Origin of the sequence: Cellulophaga baltica (genome assembly GCF_018861125.1) — a bacterium.
Lineage (GTDB): Bacteria > Bacteroidota > Bacteroidia > Flavobacteriales > Flavobacteriaceae > Cellulophaga > Cellulophaga baltica_A.
Window position 1 is genome coordinate 96,275 of record NZ_JAHKQN010000019.1, and the last position, 22,639, is coordinate 118,913.

The window sequence follows — 22,639 nt, forward strand, 5'->3', positions numbered from 1 at the left end:
TTACATTTAATAAGTTAAGATTTAAATTATTTGGAATTAGTAAGCTGGCTTTAATATTTGCTAAGGGAATCTCTTTGAATTAAAGCATTTAGATTTCTCAAGATCTAATATTTATTGAATAAAACAATAATTAAACCTAATAATTTGAAAAAAACATCGTTACTTTATAAGTAGTAAAAAACTTACAACTTAATGAGAAACTCCATTACATTACTTTTTATACTTATTTTTAGTCTTTTACATGCGCAAGAGAATAGCATGCAAAAAGGTTTTAGCATGTTGGAGGTAGGTGATTTTCAAGAAGCAGAAGTGTTTTTTGATTCATATTTAAAAACTGACCCTGATAATAAAACAGCAAAACTGTGTTACGGTAGAGCAGTAGGTTTAAGTGGTGAGCCAGAAAAAGCTAATAAAATTTTTGCAAGTCTACTAAAAAAGTATCCTCAAGATTTTGAGGTTCAAATAAATTATAATGAATCTTTTCTTTGGGCAAAAAAATATTTAGTAGCCAAACCTTTATATGAAAAGCTAGCAAAAGAAAACCCCGATAAATTTGGTGCTGTTTTAGGTTATGCAAATACTTTATCAAACTTAAAGGAATATCCTAAAGCTCTAGAAGTCGTAGAACAAGCAATTGCTCTACAGCCAGAAAATGAAAGTGCTAAAGTTTCTAAAAAGTATATGAATCTTGGTTTTGCAAACTATTATGTAAATAAGCAAGAATATAAAAAGGGTCTAAAGTTATTAAATGAAATTTTTGTTGATTTTAAGGAAGATAAAGATGCGCTTTTAAATATCGCAAATGTTCACTTAATCATGAAAAATTCTGATAAAGCTATTGAAACATATAAACGATATGCTACTAGTCCTAAAGATTCTATTACAGCTTTAAACGGAATTGTTTTAGCTCATCATATTGGAGAAGATGATAAAACTGCTTTGAAAATTTCAGAATTTACAGTAGAAAAAGTTTATAAACTTGCTGATGATGAATTATTAGAGAAAACCTATAATAGATATGTTCAAGCTTTAATATGGAATAACAAATACAAAATAGCGAGAGAAGAAATTGCTTTATTGAAAGAAAAATACCCTGACAGAAATTGGGTTTCTGCGTTAAGTGCAACTTACGGTATGTATACAGCAGATTTTAAATTGAGTTTATCTAATTATGATGATATTTTAAAAAGAGATAGTGCTTCTTTTGATGGCAATTTGGGTAAAGCCAATGCATTGTTTGCTTCTGATAAAATAATACCTGCATACCAAGCAGCTTTTCAAACTCTCAAAGTATTTAAAGGTCAGAAAGATGCTTTAGGTTTTATAGAAAAATTAAACATTAAATACACACCTTATGTAGAAGAACATGTAGCTTATACTTTTGATAATGGTGATAATGTCGCATTTTCAAGTACAACAAATTTTAATGTACCTATTACTACAAAATTAAATACAACCTTAAGTTATCAGTTTAGGACTACAGATAATTCTGTTACAATAAATAGTGCCAGTACGCATGTTTTAATTGCAGGAATATGGTATAAGTTATTGCCTAAAACAACTGTTAAAGCTTCTTTGGGTATTAATAATTCTAGTTTTTCAGGTGAATCGTATGTGCAACCTGTTATTGATGTTAAATTGGAAATGCAACCTTTCAAGCTTCAAAATTTAACTTTAGGGTATACACGTGAATTACAAAGTTTTAATGCAGAGTTAATTGAACGCGAAATTGTAATGAATCATTTTGGATTAAATTATAATTTGGGCACCAATTTTAAATTGGGATGGTATACACAATTAATGCACACGCAACAGTCTGATAATAATGTTAGAAACATATTGTTTACATCGTTGTATTATAACTTATTTAAGAAGCCAGCTTTCAAATTCGGATTGAATTTTCAATACATCACTTTTCAGGATCAAGTGCCAACAATTTACTTTAGTCCTGAAAAGTATATGGCTTTTGAGTTATTTGGAGATTTACGAGGTAATTTCTCAGAAAAGACCACCTATATGTTAAGTGCAGCTTCTGGTTTACAGAAAGTTGAAGACGATGATTTTTCTGTAATTTTTAGAGCAGAAGCAGGGGTGAAGCATCAATTTAATAAAAGATGGAGTGCCGATTTTTATGCGAAATACAGCAATATAGCCTCAGCAACTGCAGCAGGTTTTGAGTTTACTGAAATTGGTTTTAAAGTGAAATGGCTCTTTTTAAAAGAACCGTTATTTTATAAAAATATAAAAAAATAATTGATATAAATAAGCTTAAAAATTGCCAATATTGGTGGTTTTTAAGCTTATTTATTTTCTAAAACACAATTGTTTTCAATAATATAATGGGTTTTTGTTTTTTGCATAAATGCTTTAATAACTTCATTATTATGTTCTAAAAAGGTGATTTTTTTATTTTCTAAAGTAGCTTCTTTATACAACCTCTCAAGGTTTTTAGCTGCAACCTTATCCATACTGTTAAGCTTCTGAATATTAATAATAACAGTATTGTTAGCTTGTAATAAGTTTTTTACGTGATTTCTAATTAAATTTGCATTTCTCCAATTTAATTCTCCTTTTAAGGAGTGAATTCCATTTTCTTCATTTATTTCAATCGGCATGATATATTAAGTTTGGGTTAATTTATAATTAACGAGAAAAAACTTACAATATTATGTGTTTTAAAACTAATGAGATTAGATATATGTAATCAAAATCTATAAAAGATTCAGTCTTCTCATAAGTTCCGGTCTGTTAGATCTACTTATAGGAATGACGTTTTTTTCTATTAACACACTGTTATCTTCAATATCTATAATTTTAGTAAAGTTGATGATAAATGACCTGTGTATTTGTAAAAATGTACTTTCGGGCAATTTTTCTTTTATACTTTTTAAAGTATTATGTACGCGGTATGTTTTCTGAATAGTTTTTACATCAATATAATCGCCCTTGGCTTCAACAACCAAAATTTCATTTAATTTAAGTTTTATGAGCCTACGATCAATATTTATATAAATATCTTCTTCAGTATTGGTAGATTGAAGTGTTTTACTCTCTACGGTTTTGGCAGAATTTTTTAAAGCTTTTTTAATTTTAATAATAGATTTTTCAAAACGGTCTTGCGTTATCGGTTTTACCAAATAATCTACAATGGGCTCGTATTCATAAGCTTCAATAGCAAAATCAGTATCTGATGTGGTAAGCACTATTCTTGGCGGGTTTTTTAACGTTTGTATAAAGTCAATCCCTGTAAATCCTGGCATATGTATATCTAGAAAAATGACATCAACAGTATTTTGATTCAAAAACTTAATTGCTTCCATAGCATTTGAGAATGAATCAATAATATTTAAATCTGAAATTTTAGAACATAACTGCTCAACAATAGCTCTTGCAGTTGCTTCATCATCTACAATGATACAATTCATAATTGTTATAGGTTTTTAGTATAAGCGTCAATCTTCTCTAAGATAGTTGAAAATTTTGTATCTAGCTTCTTATCTCCCCTCAATAATTCCTCTTCATAGGTCACTGCTAATTTATAATCTTCTGTAAGGCTTAAAATATTTAGTTTGTGTTTTAATTTATGTACAATGTCAGCTGTTTCTTTTAAATTGTTGCTAGCAATTGCATTCTCATATTCTTTTTTTTCTAGGGGTATTTCTTCTTTTATGACAGAAATAAATTTTATTTCAAAAGCTTTATCATCACCAGCTAATTGTTTTATATAATTTAAGTTTGGTTGTTGTTCCATACTATTTTTTTAAAGTGAAATAAAATATTGTTCCTTGATCTTCAGCTGAAGATAACCATATGTCACCTTCATAAATATTAACTACTTTTTTTACTAAAGCAAGACCAATACCTGTTGCGTTAGCTTTATTTTCAAGCTTTTTAAACATCGTAAAAATACTTTCTTGATGTTTTTTTGCAATGCCTTTACCATTATCTGTTACGCTAAATTTCCAAAACTCATTTTCGTTTATACAATCAATAGTAATCACACCCTTTTCGCGATGTTCTGTAGCAGTAACAGCATTGGTAATTAAATTTTTAAATAATTGTTCTATTTTATATTTTTCAACATACATGGTAGGTAAACTACCTATTATATCAATAGTAATTGTATTTGGGTAATATATAGTTTTTTTAATTTCATCAATCAATTTATTTAAGTCAAGATGAATTTTTGGCTCTTCAAGAGAATCTATGGCTGAATGCCTTAAAATTCCTTCAATTAATGAATCCATTTTTTCGAGATTCTGTGATACTAAGTTACAATTTTCTTTACTTTCATTAGAAAACTTTTCTTTTTCTTCTTCTAGTATCCAGCACATTAATGCATTAATGTTTCTAATAGGCGATTTTAAATCGTGTGAAACCATATGAGCATAATCTTTTAAAGCTTCATTTTGACGCTCTAGATTTTTGACCATCGCTTTGTTTTCAGCAGTCATTCTAACTATATCTTTAGCTTGTTTTTCAATTCTATTTACTATTTCTATAGGATCTAAAGCTAAACTTATTTTGTTATTATCTTCAATTACATTCTTAGAATCGTTTAATATGTTAATCGCTTTTTTAAGAATATTTAAAGTCTTTTTTTGACTTTCAGTTTCAGCACGTAAATCTTTATTTGCTTTATATAATTCGTCGGAGCTTAATTTCATTGCTCTTTGTATCATTTCAGATTTTTCTTCATAATCTGAATATGACTTATCAATTGCCTCTATAAAAAGTACAAGTTCCTTAGAGTCTTTTAGATTCTCGGGTATGTATTTTCTAATTTGTCTTTTTAAGAGTGAGTGCATTATTCGCTAATAAGGGTTAAAGTCATTGTTTGGTTGTGCAATTTACATTCATTTCGGTTAGAAAATGGTGCTAATTCGCCATAAGAATAAAAACCTGTTGTTACAGATTGATTGCCAGTAACTTCAATTACTTCCTCAATTTCTTCTTCTATTCGTTGGTTCATAACTAGTTTGCGGCCAATACAGCTTACTAATAATGATAATTCTGGTTTGTGCTTTCTATTACGCATGGCATACGTTGCGGCTTTTGATGCTCCTTCAGCAATATCATCGACTGAAGACATCATTAATTGGACGGAAGCATTTTCTGGTACATCACCAGCTAAAATCATGGTGTTGTTTTCTTCATCAATATTTAAGATTGTTCTAATTATTGATTTATCGCTACCTTCAACTTTAAGGTTTAAAGGGTAGAATAGTGCTGCTTGAGGTAATTCATTTGCTTTATCACCTAAATACTTTTTGTATAAATTTAATGCCGGTTTGTGATCAAGTTCATATAATATATTCCCAACTGATTTTGTGACAATTCGTTCGGGTCCAAAAGCCTTCCAACCACCATAATTTGCACATGAAATTTCTAAGCTTTCACCGTAAAAACCTATAGCTACAATTTCTCCTTCTTTTGGGCTTTCATTATATGAAGCTAGTGTTTTTTTAAATCGAGCACCATCACCACATAAACCACCTGATATTTTTATGTTAGTACCAATGTTTTTTTCTAAACCTTCTATTAAAGAACTACCATTAACAGAACTTCCTTCTGATATTATAAAAATATGTTTTAAATTTTCTTTAGAAAATTTAGTTGCTAAAGCTTCACCTACTTTTTCTGAATTATTATCAAACTCTGTTATGTTTTTTGAATGGACTATATAATTACTTTTTTCGAACTCAATAGCTGTTATTACAATACTATCATCATGTACATTTTCATTTATAATTTCACCTGATGTAGAACCAAAAACAATATTTCCTGAGGGAAATAATTCTTTTACATCATTATAAATAGTTGGTGACTCTAATAAGAACCGATTGCCAAATACTAAAACTAAAGGGTCTTTTAATTCCTGTTTTTCAGAAATAAAATTCCATTTATTACCTTTTAATTTATGAACTTGAACTGTTTTCATAATTATTTTTTTAATGAAAAGAAAAAAGTAGTTCCTACACCAATCTCACTTTCTAACCAAACTTTACCTTCGTATAAGTCAATGATTTTTTTTACAATTGATAAGCCTATACCCGTTGAGCGTTCTTTATTTCCGACAGATTGAAATATTTTAAATATTTTTTCATGGTATTCTTTTGGAATACCTACACCGTTATCTTTTACGCTAAATTCCCAATGCGTTGGTGTTTCGATACATCCAATTTCTACAAGTCCTTTTTCTCGTTCTATATGAACAACAGCGTTGCTTAAAAAGTTTTGAATAAGTTGGTGTATTTTAGTTCGGTCAGCACAAATTGTTGGTAATTTGTTAGTTACCACAATTTCAACATGATCAGGAATAAATATAATATCAGTAATTTCTTTAATTACTTCATTAACATCAACAGATGTGTTTACAATATTTTCACTGTTAATAGTTGAGTATTTTAAAATACCATCAATTAAACTGTCCATGGCTTCAACCTTCTCTTGCATCATATTTAAGTTATACTTACCAGGATCATCTAAAACATCTTTATAATCTTCATTCAACCACGAACAAAGTGCATTAATGCTTCGTAATGGCGATTTTAAATCATGTGATACTATATGAGCATATTCTTGTAAACCTTTATTACTCTGTTCTAATTCTTTAAGTAAAGTTTCTTTTTGATTTTCTAATGTTTTTTGTTCAGTAATATCAAAATGGATGCCAATTGAACCAATTACTTTTCCTGTAACATCATGTTTAGGTGCTGCACTAACTAACCAGTGTTTCACAGTGCCGTCAATATGTTTTATATCTATTTCATATGAATCAGATTTTCCTGTACGTCTACTAGCAATTTTGTTTTCAAGTAAATCTTTATTAATGACTTGAATTACATCAGTTGCTTTTTTACCAATAAGTTCTTCTTCTGAATAGCCTGATATCTTACAGAAACTTTGATTTACCAATTGAATAATTTGGTTATTGTCGATTTCAATTAACCCGAGGTTCATGTTAGCAATAATACTGCTGTATTTTTCTTTTTCTGATTCTAGGTTTATCTTGTAATTTCTAGCAATTGTAACATCATTATAAGTCCATAAGTGGCCAGCATAAACATTACTATTGAATATAGGAATATAGTCACGTTCAATAATTCTACCATCAATCATTTCAATTTCATCGGCTAGAACAAGATTTTTGTTTTTAGTAACTTCTTCAATTCTTTTTATTTCTCTTTCGGGATTTTTAAAAAGATGCTTAATCTTTTCTATAGCTACAACACAATCATAACCCTTTAACCCCTCTTTATTAATTTTAACATCAAAAAGATCATGAAACATTTCATTGGTTAGAGTAATTTTTCGGTTTTCATCTTCAACAAGAATTCCTGTGTGTAAGTTTGCAATAAGTTTTGTTAATCTGTTTTTAGAGTCTACTAACTGCTTTTCAGCTTCAATTGTCTTTGTAATATCTTCAATTAAACCAACTTTGTAATCAATACTCCCGTTTTGGTTTCTAACAGCACTAATAGCAGTTTTACCAAGAATATGGCCGCCAGCTTTTTTTATGTATTTATATGTGATTGTAAAATTATCAATGTCACCTTTTTCCAATTGATTAAACAAAGATTCTCTTTGTTTTGGGTCTTCAGGTTTTGCAATGGTATCAATTTTAATATTTTTCAATTCAGACTCAGAATATCCTAACAAACGAATAAAAGAGTTATTTACCTTTATAATATCACGATTTTGTACTAAAACAATTGCTAATGGGGAATTTTGAACAATTATATCTAATTGCTTTCTTTGTTCACTTAAAAGTTTTTTTATTTCTGTTTCTTGATTAATATCTCTTATAACTCCTTGAGCTCCAATTGGTTTTTGGTTGTTGTCATAAATTAAGCTTGCGTTAATTTCAACATATTTTTCAACACCTTTTGTTATAACTAATTTGGCCCGATAATTTTTAACAATACCAACTTCAATTAATGCTTTAAATGAAGTATGAGTATAATCAATATAATTTTTATGAATAAACCGGCCTAAATTTAATTTTTCTTTAGTATTATCAGCCTGTAAAAACTCTTTAGCAGAAGAGTTCATTTTTATAACATTACCAGTTAAATCCATTACAACGTAAGGGTCAATTAGATTAACAAAGACACCATCAAGTTGCGTTGATTTTTCAGTTAATGTTTCTTCAAGCTTATTATTTGCTTCTTTTAAATGCAAAGTAACATCGTAGAGCTCTTTAGATTTTTCTTCTAAGATTCTTTCGGCTTGCTTACGTGCCTTGACTTGCCTTGCAAGTGCTTTTTTTAATAATGTAATTTCTTTACTATCCATGTTGGACAATATCAAATTTAACCTCAGTCCCGTCTTCTTTTAGAAGTTCATAGCTAATAGTTGCTTCACCATTAAAATGTTCAAATGTTTTTTCAATTAAACCGTGTGCTAGTCTATATAGACCTCTAGAAGAACTATATATCATAGATAATGAAGTTTCGGTTTTGTCTAATATTTTAAATGTAGGAAGTTCTGCGTCAGGATAAAGTTTTTTTACATGCACATGAATATGGTCTTCAATTGCGTATAAAAGATTAATTGGATTAGTATAGTTTTCTATTACTTCAGGGTGAGAAGTACCTAAACCATTGAACAGGTAAAGACCAAAAGTATAAATTAGGTCACCCATAGGGGCTTTTACCTCATCACTCAAATTGGTAATAAGACTAATCATTTCATTAAAGTCATAGGTGCCAACAGAAGTATAAATTCCTTCCGAGGCTAAATTAGAATTTTCTATAATAGTGTCAACGACTTCTAAACCAAATTTAGATTCAACCATTTCAAGAAACTCTGTAAAAACAACACCTTTCATAAAACTTTTTTATTTTTCTTTACAAAGTAGGAAATATATTACGTTTTATAAAAAAAATGTTGTGAAATGCTAAATTTCCTATGCCTTCACTAGCTCATTTGTTTCCCAATACTCAAAAACGGTTTTTAATTTAGTTTCGTAATCTTCATATTTTAAGGGTTTTATTACGTAGCCAGCAATTCCAATTCTATAGCATTCTAACAAATCAGCTCTGTTTTCTGATGTTGTAAGAATGATTGTAGGAAGATATTTGTATTTTTCATCTGCCTTTAAAATACTCAAAAATTCAATACCGCTCATTCGTGGCATATTTAAATCTAAAAGTATTATATCTGGTAATTTAGTAGCATTTTTTAAAACCTCCAATGCTTGTTCCCCATTTTTAGCTTCTATGATATTATGCTTTAATTGAAGTTTTGAAACAGTACGTTGTAATTTCATTGTCTCAATTGTATCGTCTTCGATAAATAATACATCCATAGTTTTAATATTTACGGCAAAGATGAATTAATAAAAAAGAATATAAATTCATTTGTAGTTGAATAACAAATTAGTGTCGATGAGTGGAATTTTGAATAAGTTAAATAGATTTCTATTAAAAAACAGTAAATTATACCATATTTTTTAAATAACACATATTGAACACTTACTTAGTTTTAGGCATAATAATACTTTATTTTATAATTTTAATGATTATCTCCTATTTTACTTCTAGAAATAGGAGTGTTGAAACCTATTTTACAGGTGATAGACAATCACCATGGTTTTTAGTGGCATTTGGTATGGTTGGTGCAGGTTTATCCGGTGTTACATTTGTCTCATTACCAGGTATGGTGGGTAATAATTACTTCTATTTTTATCAATTTATTTTGGGTAATGTAGTAGGTTATATTTTTATCACTTTTGTATTAATTCCATTGTATTTTAAGTTAAAATTGGTTTCAATTTATGGTTTTTTAAAAGATAGATTTGGGTTAAAATCATACAAAACAGGATCATTATTTTTTTTAATTTCTCAGTCATTTGGCGCAGCTTTACGACTACTTTTAGCATCTAAAATTTTGCAATATGCATTATTTGACAAGTTGAAAATTCCTTTTTGTGTAACAGTTCTTATAATACTATTGTTAGTATGGTTGTACACCAATAAATCGGGTATTAAAACTATTGTTTGGACGGATACAATGCAAACTACTTTTTTACTATTAGGCGCTTTAATTACAATATATACCATAACAACAGAATTGGATTTATCTTTCCCAAATACCGTAAGTGAGATTACATCTCATGAGTACTTTAAAGTTTTTAATTGGGAAGGCAGTTCTGGCAATAACTTTTACAAACAATTTATTGCAGGTATTCTGGTAGCAATTGCTATGGTTGGTTTAGATCAAAATATGATGCAAAAAACACTTACCTGTAAAAATCAATGGGATGCTCAAAAAAACACGTTAACCTATAGTCTTATACTAGCTTTAACTCAGTTTCTTTTTTTAGGTTTGGGTGTGTTACTTTATATGTATGCTCAAAAAAACGGAGTTACTTTAGATGTAAACGAGAAGGGATCTTTTGTTCAAACCGATAACTTATTTCCTAATTTAGCATTAAATCATTTAGGTGTTTTTGCAGGTGTATTTTTTTTATTAGGAATTATAGCTGCTTCATTTTCTAGTGTAGATTCATCTTTAACAGCATTAACCACATCATTTACATACGATTTTCTAGATATTGAGACTAAATCAGTAGCAGAAAAGCAAACGATTAAAAACAGAGTGCTTTTTGGTTTTTCCGTAGTGATATTTGCAATTATTATGCTATTTGCTAATAGTAAAGGTGATGTTATTTCGTTGATTTTTAAAGTGGCAGGGTATACTTACGGACCTTTACTAGGTTTGTATATGTTTGGCATGTTTACAAGTATTAGCATTAAAGATAATTGGGTTCCTGTAATTTGTATTTCTTCACCATTATTAACTTATTTTTTAAGTGTGTACTTATTAGAAAATTTTCAGTTTAATTTTGGGTTTGTAAATATTGCTGTGAATGCAGGTATAACTGTTTTAGGCTTACTAATTGTAAAAAGAACAAAAACTTTTGAGGCTTAAAATGATGTTTTGAATAACTGTTTGTACTTTTTTTAGTTTTATAACTGTTTGATATTTATTACTTTGTATCTTGTTTTTGGTAAATGTATAATTTACTTAAAAAAATATTGCAAAATAAATATGGAAAATAGTATATTTGCACCCGCAAACTAGAATAATAATTTTTGTTTGTAAATGGTGGCATAGCTCAGCTGGATAGAGCACCTGCCTTCTAAGCAGGCGGTCGAAGGTTCGAATCCTTCTGCCATCACAAAAAACCTCTAATGAAAATTAGAGGTTTTTTTGGTTTTATATGTATAAGAACATTTATTTTTTTTATTGCATTGTTCTTATTTGATTTTTTTAAGAGAATTATGTAATTCAATTCTTGTTAAAATAAAATGAGCCGATTTTTAATTTCAATTACCTTATTTTTAAAATAATATTTTTATTGCTATATATTTTTTATTCTATAAAATCTACAAGGTTAAATAAAGAATTTAGTAATAATAGAATACTTCGGGTAGTTATAATTTCTTAACGTATAGTTAATAATGTATTTTAGAGAAACCAATAGTCAAGTGCTAAGTTTGACTGTTTAAAATTAACCAACACGATATGAAAAAAAATTACTTTAAAAAGTGCCTGCTTTTAGGTGCTTTAAACTTTCTTGTTTTAACTTTTGTGCATGCTCAAGTTCCTGATTATTATAATGGAACTGATATTACTGCAACTGGAGAAGATTTAAAAACGAACCTTTCAACTTTAATTACGAATACTCATACTACGGAGTTAAGTTATACTCCTGGTGTTTGGGACGCATTAAAGCAAACTGATCTTGACCCTACAAATTCTAATAACGTTTTGTTAATATACGGGTATGATGATACTGATTCAGACTTAACAAATGATAGAAGTAGATCAAAAGATTCAAACGGTGGGAATACTGGAGATTGGAACCGTGAACATACGTATCCAAAATCATTAGGCAACCCTAATTTAGGAGAATCTGGTCCAGGTTCTGATGCGCATCACTTACGTGCTTCTGATGTGCAATTTAATAGTACAAGAAGTAACAATCCTTACATAGATGATTCTGGCGTTGCAAAAGCAATTAATTCTGGTTTTTATCCTGGTGATGAATGGAAAGGCGATGTTGCTCGTATGATGATGTATATGTATGTGCGCTATGGCGATCGTTGTTTACCTAACACTGTAGGCTTAGGTGACTCTACGTACAGTTCAGATATGCGAGATATATTTTTAGAATGGAACGCTGAAGACCCTGTTTCTCAAGTAGAAATTAATAGAAATATTCTTCTGGAGGGTATTCAAGGGAATAGAAATCCTTTTATTGATAACCCAGCATTTGCTACAACAATTTGGGGAGGACCACAAGCAGAGAATAGATTTGAGACTACTTCTACTGATACTGAAGCGCCAACAGCTCCTGAGAGTTTAGTAATTGCAAATACTACTGATACTGAAACAGTTTTATCATGGGATGCATCAACAGATAATGTAGGTGTTATAGCTTATCAAATATTTCAAGACGGAACACAAATAGCATCTTCTACTGAAACTACTTATACGGTTACTGATTTAATAGCGGATACAGAATATACTTTTTACGTTGTAGCAATTGATGCTTCAAGCAATACTTCAGGTAATAGTAATGAAGAATCAGTTACAACACTTGAAGCTACAGATATTCCTGCAACAGGTGATTACATTGTTTTTCAAGGTTATGAAAGTAGTATTGAAGATACTTGGGCATATACACAGTCTCCGGTTGCATGTGCCGATGGTACTGATATTTGGGATGTAGTGACAAGTGTTGGTTCAATAACAACACCAAATTCTGGAATTAACTTTTTTGGTATTCAAGATTTAGAAGGTAATTGTGGTACAGCTGATGGAGGTACACTAGCCTTTAACAGTGTAGATGTTTCAACTTTTGAAGATGTTACCTTGTCATTCAGTGTAAATGTAGATGGTTTTGATGTGGCAAATGGTGATGTTATTACGTATGAAATTTTACATGACGGAGTTTCTCAAGGTATAGTAACTATTACAGTAGATAGTCCTTATAGTACTTCAGGATGGGAAAAAATTACAGCATCTGTTCCTAATACGGTTAGTTCAGTAGCTTTAAATTTATATGTAAAACAAAATGGAGGTAGTGATTATGCTGGTTTTGATGATGTTTTATTACAAGGTACTTCTGTTGCAGCCGGTAGTTCTGATGAAGGACTTTTGATTAATGAAGTAGATGCTGATCAAGATAGTACTGATGCATCTGAGTTTATAGAGCTTTTTGATGGTGGTGCTGGTAACACATCTTTAGATGGTTATGTGGTTGTATTGTATAATGGTAGTTCAGATGTTAGTTATGATGCTATTGATTTAGATGGTTATACGACAGATGAGAACGGCTATTTTGTAATAGGATCAGAAAGTGTTGCTAATGTTGATTTAATTGAATTTACAACAAACGGAATACAAAACGGAGCTGATGCTGTTGCTCTTTATTTAGGTGATGTTACGAGTTTTTCAACAGGAACAGCAGTGCTTGCTGATGACACTTTAATTGACGCCTTAGTTTATGGTACAAGTGATGCTGACGATGAAGGTTTGCTAGTTTTATTAAATTCAGGAGAAATACAAGTTGATGAAAATGAAGATGGTAATGGAACTTTAAATTCAATGCAAAGATCACCTAATGGTTCAGGAGGCTTAAAAAGTACTAGTGCTTATGCTATGTCAACTCCGACACCAGGAGCCGAAAATTTATCAACTACAACCGTTGAAGATAACGAAGTGCCTACAACGCCTGAAAATATTGTAACATCAAATATTACAGGTTCAAGTGTAGATTTATCATGGGATGCTTCAACAGATAATGTAGCTGTTACTGAATATCAAATATATAATGGTACTGAACTTGTTGCAACAACAACAGAAACATCAATAACTATTGAAAATTTAGAAGCTGTTACTGCATATAGTTTTACGGTTATAGCAGTAGATGCTACAGGTAATATTTCAGAAAGTTCAGATGGTATTGAGTTTACAACAACTACTGTGACTATCAATTCTGAGAGCGCCTTATTAATTACTGCCTTATACGATGGTCCACTTACAGGTGGAGTACCTAAAGGTGTTGAGTTGTATGTAACGGAAGATATAGATGATTTAAGTGTTTATGGATTAGGTTCTGCAAATAATGGCGGTGGTACTGATGGTGAAGAATTCACTTTTGATGCAGTCGCAGTTACAGCGGGTACATTTATATATGTAGCTTCAGAAAGTGTAGAATTTGCAAATTTCTTTGGTTTTGAACCTACATATACTTCTGGTGCTATGGCAATAAATGGTGATGACGCTGTTGAGCTTTTTATGGATGGCGTAGTAGTTGATGTTTTTGGTGAAATAGATGTTGATGGTTCTGGTCAAGCATGGGAATATACCGATGGCTGGGCCTATAGAGTTGAAAATACTGTTCCTGATACTGCTTTTGCAATTGAGAATTGGACTTTCAGTGGAGCTGATGCATTAGATGATCAAATAGATAATGCAACAGCAAGCTTGCCAGTTCCTCTTGCCACTTATACATATACGGTATCAGATTCTGTAACACTTTTAATAAATGAGGCTGATGTAGATAATACTAGTACTGATGCATTAGAATTTGTAGAACTTTACGATGGCGGAACAGGTAATACACCTTTAGATGGCTATGTAATCGTATTATATAATGGTAGTGATGATTTAAGTTATAATGATGCTATAGATTTAGATGGTTATGCTACTGATGAGAATGGTTATTTTGTAATTGGCTCTGAAAGTGTTGAAAATGTCGATTTAGTAGCTTTTACAACAAACGGATTGCAAAATGGAGCAGATGCAATTGCACTTTATCAAGGTGATGCTACGAGCTTTCCAAATGATACGGCAATTTTAGTAGATGATACTTTAATTGATGCTTTAGTTTACGGAACTGACGATGACGATGATGCTGGTTTATTAGTCTTATTGAATTCTGGTGAAGCACAAGTTAATGAGGCGGGTGAAGGTGATAAAGACAATCACTCAATGCAACGTATTGCTAACGGTACAGGTGGTTTAAGAAACACATCTACATACACACAAGCTTTTCCTTCTCCGGGTACTGAAAATGGAGCGGCAGTAATAGCTCCAGGAACTATAACTATTCTTGAAGCAAGAAATACTGAAGATGGTGAGTTAGTAACTATTTCAGGAGTATTAACAGTTGCAGATGAATTTGCAGGTTCTGCTTATATTCAAGATGCAACTGCAGCGATAGCAATATTTGACCAAACTGTTCATGGAGAGGGAAATTTTATGGTAGGCGATTCTATTACACTTACAGGAACTAGAAGTTCATATAGCGATCAAATACAAATTAGCACTGTTGTTAGTGTTGAAAATAATGGTTTGCCAGCAACTCCAATAGAAGTACAGACAATTACATTGGCAGAATTAGGTGATCATCCAGCGGAATTGGTAAGAGTGGTAAGTCCTTCTTTTCCTAATCCAGGAGATATTATATTCGGAGGTTCAAACTTTGAAATTACTGATGCTAGTGGAACAGGAGAATTACGTATAGATATTGATGTTGAGGCATTAGTTGGTTTAGGGCAACCAGATTCTTGTGATGAGATTATTGGTGTTGTAGGTCGTTTTTACGAAATATATCAATTATTACCACGTATGAAATCTGATATGGCTTGTGCTGGTGAGTATGTTCCATTAGGAAGTTCTGTTACCATTTCAAAAGAAAAAACATTTGATGTTGCGGCATGGAATATTGAGTGGTTTGGTGATGCTTCAAATTCTCCGGCTTTGGGTTATGACAATCCTGATCAAGTTCAAAAAGATAGTGTTAAAGTAGTTTTACAATCTTTAGATGCTGATATCTATGCTGTTGAAGAAATTTCAGATGAAGAGTTGTTTGCGACTTTAGTGGGTGAAATGGAAGGTTATGATTACGTATTGTCAGATGCTGTTTCGTATCCTGATGATACTTCTGGGACACAACAAAAACTAGGCTTTATATATAATACAGCTACAGTTTCGGTAGTAGAAACAAAACCTCTTTTGGCAAGTATTCATCCATATTATAACGGTGGTGATGAGTCTGCCTTAGCTGATTACCCAGTAACAGATAAAACTCGTTTTTACGCTAGTGGTCGTTTACCATTTTTAATGACTGCTGATGTTACTATTGAGGGTGTAACTAAACAGTTTGATATTGTTGCTTTACATGCAAGAGCAAACAGTTCAACAACTACGCAAGAGCGTTACGATATGCGTAAATATGATGTTGAGATTTTAAAAGATACTCTAGATGTACAATACGGTTCAAGAAACTTAATTGTTATGGGGGACTATAATGATGATGTTGATTTTACAGTGGCTAGTGATGTTTCTTCTGCAGTAAGTACTTTTGAGGCTTATGTAAATGATCCAACTAATTACAACATTCTTACGAGTGTTTTAAGTGATAATAATTACCGTTCTTATGTGTTTAGTGAGAATATGATTGACCATATTATGGTGTCAGAAGAAGTTAGTCCTTATTATATTGAAGAAACTGTAAGTGTAGGGTATGAGTTTTATGATGCAGATTTTTCAACTACAGCTTCAGATCACTTTCCGGTATTTGCACGTTTTCTGTTAGAAGAGTTTAAAATAAATGAAATTACGGCTACAGCTACAAATTGTGATGGTGAAGATGCTACTGCAACTGTAAGTGTGTCTGGTGGTGTTTCACCGTATTCTTATGAATGGAGTGACGGACAATTAACTGCAACAGCAACTGATTTAGTTGGTGGTGAATATAGCGTAATTGTTACAGATGCATCAGGAGAAAGTTTAACTACTGAAATTACTATTGAAGAAACTACTGCAATAGAAATTACACAATCAGAAGATACTAAAGTGTATGCTGGTTATGGTGATGAGTCTTGTGCAACTATTGGTGTTACTAGTGTAACTGGTGGTGTAGCCCCTTATACGTATGCTTGGAGTACAGGGGAAACTACTGAGGAGATTTCAGCTTGCCCAGAAGAAACTACTACGTATACAGTAACGGTAACTGATGCTAATGGGTGTTATATTGAATCTGATATTGTTGTTGAGGTTGAAAATGTAGTTTGTGAAACTAAAGGTAGATATACCAAAATAGCAATGTGCTATAAAGGTCGTTCTGTTTGTGTATGGGAATATTTAGTGAAGTATTATGAAAGATACGGTTATACTGTAGGTTCTTGTACTGATGATGGTTCTGGCTCTGGAGAATTAATTGTTTCAGATGTATATCCTAATCCATTTTCATCTTATGTAGTGGCTAAAATAGAAGCTTCAGAAAGATCAAAAGCAACATTTGTAATATATAACGGTTACGGTAGAATTGTTTATAAATCTAATAAGACTTTATCTACAGGAGAAAATAAAACAGTATTACCATTATGGTACTTAAGTAGAGGATATTATTACTTGAAAATTTATGTTGATGGTGATTTGAAAAGCACGCAAACACTTATGAATAAATAAGAAGCATATTGTTTTATATAAATCAAAACCGCCAATTAATTGGCGGTTTTTTTATTAAACAACTTTTCTAAGTTGGACTTTCTCTTTTACTTTTTTTATATATTTTTTATGCTCTACATTTTTCCTTTTGTAAAGTATGTAATTAACTAATAATAATGTTAAACAAAAAACAGCCATAGCGCCGTTACCATCCTTTACTAATAAGTGTGCTATTATTCCTAAAATTAAATTGGTAAAGAATCCAGAATAAGCCCATTCTACCATCCATTTACTTCTTCTGGTAAAAATAATAACCAATCCTAAAATTTGTGCTACACCTAATACCTCAATTAAGTAAGCAGGGTAACCAAGACTTATAAACTTAGATGCGACTATATTGTAATTAACATAAGAGTTTATAACAGCACTTATAATAGCAATAGAAAATAGTGCTAGAGAAATCAAATAGTATAATTTATAATTTTTCATAATTTGGGATTTTAGAAGATTACTTCTTTAAAGATAAAAACAACAATGAAAACAATTATCGACGATTAGTTATAGGATTATTTGCTGTAGATGAGTAACTTTAATCTATAGATGTAGCTAATTCTAAATAACTATTTTAATGACTGCTATTGAGCAATTTCTTGAACAAAAAAATATACGGCCAACAGCTATGCGTATTTTGGTATATCAATTTTTAGACACTAAAGAAATTGCAGTTGGCTTAACTGCTATTGAACATGCTTTTGATAAAGCAGAAAGAACAACTTTGTATAGAACACTAAAAACCTTTGAAGAAAAAGGTGTTGTGCATCAAATTGATGACGGCACAGGAACTACAAAATATGCCTTATGTGAAGCAGGTTGTAATTGCGATGTTGAGCAAGACTTGCATTTGCATTTTCATTGTACTAAGTGTAATGAAACCACTTGTCTTACAGATCATAAGATTCAACCTATGAACTTACCTGATAATTTTACTGCAGAAGATGTTAATCTTGTTGTAAAAGGCATTTGTGATAAATGTAATGACTAAATGCACTACCGTTGCATAAACTTATTTCTCAACTTTGTAATATGATTGAGAAAGATGATGTAAATAAAAATTGCGGTACTAATGAATCTAGTTGTTGTGGTCATGATCACGGTCATAGTCAAGAAGAAGCTACTTCAAATTTTAAAATTTATTTACCGGCAATTATAAGTTTTGTAATGCTTGTGGTTGGTCTTACTTTAGATTATACGGAAGCAATTTCAATTTTTAAAGGATGGGTTCGGTTAGTATGGTACGGAATTGCATATTTTCCGGTTGGTTTGCCAGTTTTAAAGGCGGGATTGAAAAGTATTCAAAAAGGTGATTTTTTTACTGAATTTTTACTGATGTCTATAGCGACAATTGGAGCATTCGCTTTAGGAGAATATCCTGAAGGTATAGCGGTAATGGTTTTTTATTCAGTAGGGGAATTATTTCAACATGCTGCAGTTCAAAAAGCTAGAGGAAATATTAAAGCCCTATTAGATGTTCGGCCAAAAACAGCATCTGTTTTTAGAAATAACAAGTATATTTCCGTGGCTCCAGAATCAGTTAGCATTGGTGAAAAAATACAGGTATTAGTAGGTGAAAAAGTTCCTTTAGATGGTATTCTGTTATCAGATAAAGCGTCTTTAAACACAGCTGCTATTACAGGAGAAAGTAAACCTAAAAGTGCAAATATAAATCAGAATGTTTTTGCGGGTAGTATTAATTTAGAAGCAGTTATTGAAATTAAAACTGCTAAAGTGTTTAAAGATAGTTCTATTGCTCGTGTTTTAGATTTGGTTCAAAATGCTACCGCTCGAAAATCAAAAACAGAATTATTTATTAGAAAATTTGCAAGAGTATATACGCCGATAGTTACCTTTTTAGCAATTGCTGTTACTTTTTTACCTTATTTTTTTGTGACTGATTATGTGTTTAGCGATTGGTTGTACAGGGCGTTAATATTTCTAGTAATCTCGTGTCCTTGTGCTTTGGTTATTTCTATTCCTTTAGGGTATTTCGGAGGGTTAGGTGCAGCGTCTCGAAATGGTATTTTATTCAAAGGAGCTTCGTTTTTAGATACGATTACTAAAATTGATACTGTGGTAATGGATAAAACAGGAACGGTTACTAAAGGTGTTTTTAAAATCACAGAAATTAAGGTTGTTGGTGTATCTGAGAATGAATTGATGCAATACTTACTAGCCATTGAGTCAAAATCTACGCACCCAATAGCAAAAGCATTACTGAAATATAAGATTGAAGGTGAAATTTTTCAAGCTACTAATGTAACAGAAATACAAGGTAAAGGTTTGTCGGGAATTGTAAATCATAAATCTGTATTAGTAGGAAATAAAGCTTTAATGGATTTAAATGGGGTCACGGTTCCTATAGAGCTTGAAAACATTGTTGATACTTTAGTTGTTATTGCAATTGATAATACATTTTTAGGCTATGTTAGTATTGCTGATGAATTAAAAGATGATGCTAAAATTGCTGTACAGAAAATTAAAGAAGTAGGAGTATTAAATGTTGTTATGTTGTCAGGTGATAAAGATGTAATTACTCAAAAAGTAGCAAAAGAATTAAAACTAGACAAGGCAAAAGGTAGTTTGATGCCTGAAGATAAATTAAATGAGGTTGAGCTTTTAAAAAGCAAATCACATAAAGTAGCCTTTATTGGTGACGGAATTAATGATGCACCAGTATTAGCAACTAGTGATGTTGGTATTGCAATGGGTGGTTTAGGTAGTGATGTCGCTATAGAAACTGCAGATGTAATTATTCAAACAGATCAGCCTTCAAAAATAGCAACGGCAATAAAAATAGGTAAATCTACACGGCAAATAGTTTGGCAGAATATAGCTTTAGCTTTTGGTGTAAAATTTATAATACTTTTATTAGGTTTGTTTGGGTTAGCAAGTATGTGGGGAGCTGTTTTTGCAGATGTTGGTGTTGCGCTTTTAGCAATATTAAATGCGGTACGTTTGCAAAACAAATCATGGAATTAAATTCAAAAAAGAGGATGCAATTTGCATCCTCTTTTTTTTGTGACTTTTGCGTGATTACTTTAATCGATCACCGTATAACTTTCTAAGTTTTGTTAGTTTAGGAGTTATTACTGCATTGCAGTATCCATTTTCTGGGTTATTGGCATAGTAATCTTGATGGTAATCTTCAGCTTCATAAAAAACACCAAGTTTAGTTAACTCGGTTACAATTGGTTCATCATAATACGGGGTAACTTTTTCTAAAGCTTTTTTGGCTAACTCTTTTTGAGCTTCATTGTGATAATAAATAGCGGAACGGTATTGCGTACCAACATCTGCACCCTGTCTGTTTAAAGTGGTAGGGTCGTGGCTTGTCATAAAAATCACTAGCAAATCTTCATAACTAATAATACTACTATCAAAAGTTATTTGAATAACTTCTGCATGACCAGTTAAACCAGAACACACTTCTTTGTATGTTGGTTTTCCCGGAGCTGTACCACCAGTATATCCAGAAATTATTTTTTCTACGCCTTTTACTTCTTTAATAACTGCTTCAACACACCAAAAGCATCCGCCTCCAACAGTCATTTCTTCTAAATTATTATCTTTCATTTATAAGTTTTCTAATGTTATTGCTTCAGAATTTACGCAATATCGCAAGCCTGTAGGTTCTGGTCCATCAGGAAAAACATGTCCTAAATGGGCATCACAAATATTGCATAACACTTCAACACGTATCATACCAAATGATACATCTTTAATATATTTAATTGCATTCTCTTTTATAGGTTGCGTAAAACTAGGCCAGCCCGATTGTGATTCGAATTTTATTGTAGAGTCAAAAAGTGGAGCATTACAGCAAATACAATTGTATTTTCCAACTTTATGAGTGCTACATAATGCACCACTGTGTGCAGGCTCAGTACCTTTTTTACGTGTAATTTTATATTGTTCTTCTGTTAATAAAGTTCGCCATTCCTGTTCAGATTTTTCAACTCTTTTGTCAGGAGTAGAGTTTCCTTTGGCAGTAAAACTAATAATACTTTTCCAAGTCAACATTGTATCTTTCAGTTTAAAAATTAATGGTTTTTATTAGTCGTAAAACAACCTCTTTTCTTACAGCTGTTAAAGCTATTGAAAATAGCTTTAATTTTTAAAACGCCTGCTTGTTAAAATGTTAGTTTTTAATTAAAATATTACATCTATAACGTTTGAGATAGTAAATAAATGACAGAATTTGTATTTTAGGCGTCAATTTAAAATGCTATTTGTAAAAAATAGGCAAAACACTAATAAACTAACAAAATTATAATGGCGCAATATTCAAGAATTGAAGTGGCAAACGTAATGAAGGAAAACGGTATGGTTCCTTTATTTTATCATCCTGATATTGAATTAGGGAAAAAAATATTAAAAGCAGTTTACGATGGAGGAGCTCGTTTAATGGAGTTTACTGCTCGTGGAGATTTTGCTTTTGAAGTGTTTTCTGAATTAAATAAATATGCAATTAAAGAACTTCCTGGGATGATTTTAGGAGTTGGTTCTATAACTGATGCAGCAGCAGCTTCTATGTTCATGCAAATGGGTGCTAACTTTATTGTTACTCCTTCATTAAGAGTAGATATTGCTAAAGTTTGTAATAGAAGAAAAGTATTATGGTCTCCTGGTTGTGGTTCTTTAACTGAAATTAATGCAGCTGAAGAATTAGGTTGTGAAATCGTTAAACTTTTCCCTGGTGATTTATATGGTCCAGGATTTGTAAAAGGTATCAAAGGCCCTCAGCCTTGGACAAGTATTATGCCTACAGGTGGTGTGAGTACTGACGAAACTAACTTAAAAGGTTGGTTTGATGCAGGTGTTACTTGTGTTGGTATGGGTTCTAAATTAATTAGTAAAGACGTTTTAGCTAATAAAGATTATGCTGGTCTTGAAAAAACAGTTAGAGATACTTTATCGTTAATTAAGACATTACGTAAATAACATATTTATATTTAACTTAAGGTTTTAAAAGCCTCACTATGTATTTGGTGAGGCTTTTTTTTATAGAATTTTTTATGTGGTTTTAAAACTATCTAGTATTTTACAAGAAATTAATAATTGGTTAATAAATTAAGTTGTGCGTAAGTTATATTTTTTAGGAGTATTA

The 22,639-nt window shown here is 31.1% G+C and carries 17 protein-coding genes and 1 tRNA gene; 7 read left to right on the plus strand and 11 right to left on the minus strand.

Going from position 1 to position 22,639, the window contains the following annotated elements; all coding sequences use genetic code 11:
* The first annotated feature begins 192 nt into the window (after positions 1–192).
* Positions 193–2,253, plus strand: a complete 2,061-nt coding sequence (locus tag KO500_RS09580; RefSeq protein WP_215956322.1) for a tetratricopeptide repeat protein — start codon at positions 193–195, stop codon at positions 2,251–2,253.
* Positions 2,254–2,300: 47 nt separating this feature from the next.
* Here the strand turns inward: KO500_RS09580 and KO500_RS09585 are convergent, their stop codons facing one another.
* The 8 genes from KO500_RS09585 to KO500_RS09620 form a co-directional block, all read right to left on the minus strand.
* Positions 2,301–2,615 (minus strand): STAS domain-containing protein, encoded by a 315-nt coding sequence (locus tag KO500_RS09585; protein ID WP_215956323.1) that lies wholly within the window; start codon positions 2,613–2,615, stop codon positions 2,301–2,303.
* A gap of 96 nt (positions 2,616–2,711) precedes the next feature.
* Positions 2,712–3,425, minus strand: coding sequence for a LytR/AlgR family response regulator transcription factor (locus KO500_RS09590; RefSeq protein ID WP_215956324.1), 714 nt, complete (start codon positions 3,423–3,425; stop codon positions 2,712–2,714).
* Between the two features lie 5 nt (positions 3,426–3,430).
* A complete protein-coding gene (locus KO500_RS09595) occupies positions 3,431–3,751 on the minus strand; it encodes an Hpt domain-containing protein (RefSeq protein WP_215956325.1) in 321 nt (106 codons plus the stop codon).
* Position 3,752: 1 nt separating this feature from the next.
* Positions 3,753–4,808, minus strand: coding sequence for a sensor histidine kinase (locus tag KO500_RS09600; RefSeq protein WP_215956326.1), 1,056 nt, complete (start codon positions 4,806–4,808; stop codon positions 3,753–3,755).
* A complete protein-coding gene (locus KO500_RS09605) occupies positions 4,808–5,941 on the minus strand; it encodes an FIST signal transduction protein (protein ID WP_215956327.1) in 1,134 nt (377 codons plus the stop codon). Before KO500_RS09605 ends, KO500_RS09600 begins: the two co-directional genes overlap by 1 nt.
* Before the next feature lie 2 nt (positions 5,942–5,943).
* Positions 5,944–8,298: a PAS domain-containing sensor histidine kinase gene (locus KO500_RS09610; protein WP_215956328.1), complete on the minus strand. Its 2,355-nt coding sequence runs from the start codon at positions 8,296–8,298 to the stop codon at positions 5,944–5,946.
* Complete coding sequence (locus tag KO500_RS09615; protein WP_215956329.1) at positions 8,291–8,833, minus strand: heme NO-binding domain-containing protein; 543 nt, start codon at positions 8,831–8,833, stop codon at positions 8,291–8,293. The genes KO500_RS09610 and KO500_RS09615 overlap by 8 nt, the downstream gene beginning before the upstream one ends.
* A gap of 78 nt (positions 8,834–8,911) precedes the next feature.
* Positions 8,912–9,313: a response regulator gene (locus tag KO500_RS09620; protein WP_215956330.1), complete on the minus strand. Its 402-nt coding sequence runs from the start codon at positions 9,311–9,313 to the stop codon at positions 8,912–8,914.
* A gap of 158 nt (positions 9,314–9,471) precedes the next feature.
* On the opposite strand from KO500_RS09620, the gene KO500_RS09625 reads away from it, so the two are divergent.
* From KO500_RS09625 to KO500_RS09635, 3 genes are all read left to right on the plus strand, one after another.
* On the plus strand, positions 9,472–10,938 hold the full coding sequence (locus KO500_RS09625; RefSeq protein ID WP_215956331.1) for a sodium:solute symporter: 1,467 nt from the start codon (positions 9,472–9,474) through the stop codon (positions 10,936–10,938).
* 176 nt (positions 10,939–11,114) lie between these two features.
* Positions 11,115–11,188 (plus strand) — tRNA-Arg (locus KO500_RS09630).
* A 347-nt stretch (positions 11,189–11,535) separates the two neighbouring features.
* On the plus strand, positions 11,536–17,496 hold the full coding sequence (locus tag KO500_RS09635) for an endonuclease (RefSeq protein WP_215956332.1): 5,961 nt from the start codon (positions 11,536–11,538) through the stop codon (positions 17,494–17,496).
* A gap of 54 nt (positions 17,497–17,550) precedes the next feature.
* On the opposite strand, the gene KO500_RS09640 is transcribed toward KO500_RS09635, so the two are convergent.
* Positions 17,551–17,964, minus strand: coding sequence for a DoxX family protein (locus KO500_RS09640; protein WP_215956333.1), 414 nt, complete (start codon positions 17,962–17,964; stop codon positions 17,551–17,553).
* 139 nt (positions 17,965–18,103) lie between these two features.
* Here KO500_RS09640 and KO500_RS09645 point away from each other — a divergent pair, with 139 nt between their 5' ends.
* Both KO500_RS09645 and KO500_RS09650 read left to right on the plus strand, forming a co-directional pair.
* Positions 18,104–18,517, plus strand: a complete 414-nt coding sequence (locus KO500_RS09645) for a Fur family transcriptional regulator (RefSeq protein ID WP_215956334.1) — start codon at positions 18,104–18,106, stop codon at positions 18,515–18,517.
* A gap of 41 nt (positions 18,518–18,558) precedes the next feature.
* Entirely contained in the window at positions 18,559–20,511 is a 1,953-nt protein-coding gene (locus KO500_RS09650) for a heavy metal translocating P-type ATPase (RefSeq protein WP_215956335.1), read from the plus strand.
* 54 nt (positions 20,512–20,565) lie between these two features.
* On the opposite strand, the gene msrA is transcribed toward KO500_RS09650, so the two are convergent.
* Together msrA and msrB are read right to left on the minus strand one after the other, a co-directional pair.
* Positions 20,566–21,105, minus strand: coding sequence for a peptide-methionine (S)-S-oxide reductase MsrA (gene msrA / locus KO500_RS09655; RefSeq protein WP_215956336.1), 540 nt, complete (start codon positions 21,103–21,105; stop codon positions 20,566–20,568).
* Positions 21,106–21,552, minus strand: coding sequence for a peptide-methionine (R)-S-oxide reductase MsrB (gene msrB, locus KO500_RS09660; RefSeq protein WP_215956337.1), 447 nt, complete (start codon positions 21,550–21,552; stop codon positions 21,106–21,108).
* Positions 21,553–21,804: 252 nt separating this feature from the next.
* Between msrB and KO500_RS09665 the strand changes: the two genes are divergently transcribed.
* Positions 21,805–22,473, plus strand: coding sequence for a bifunctional 4-hydroxy-2-oxoglutarate aldolase/2-dehydro-3-deoxy-phosphogluconate aldolase (locus KO500_RS09665; RefSeq protein ID WP_215956338.1), 669 nt, complete (start codon positions 21,805–21,807; stop codon positions 22,471–22,473).
* Positions 22,474–22,639 lie beyond the last annotated feature (166 nt).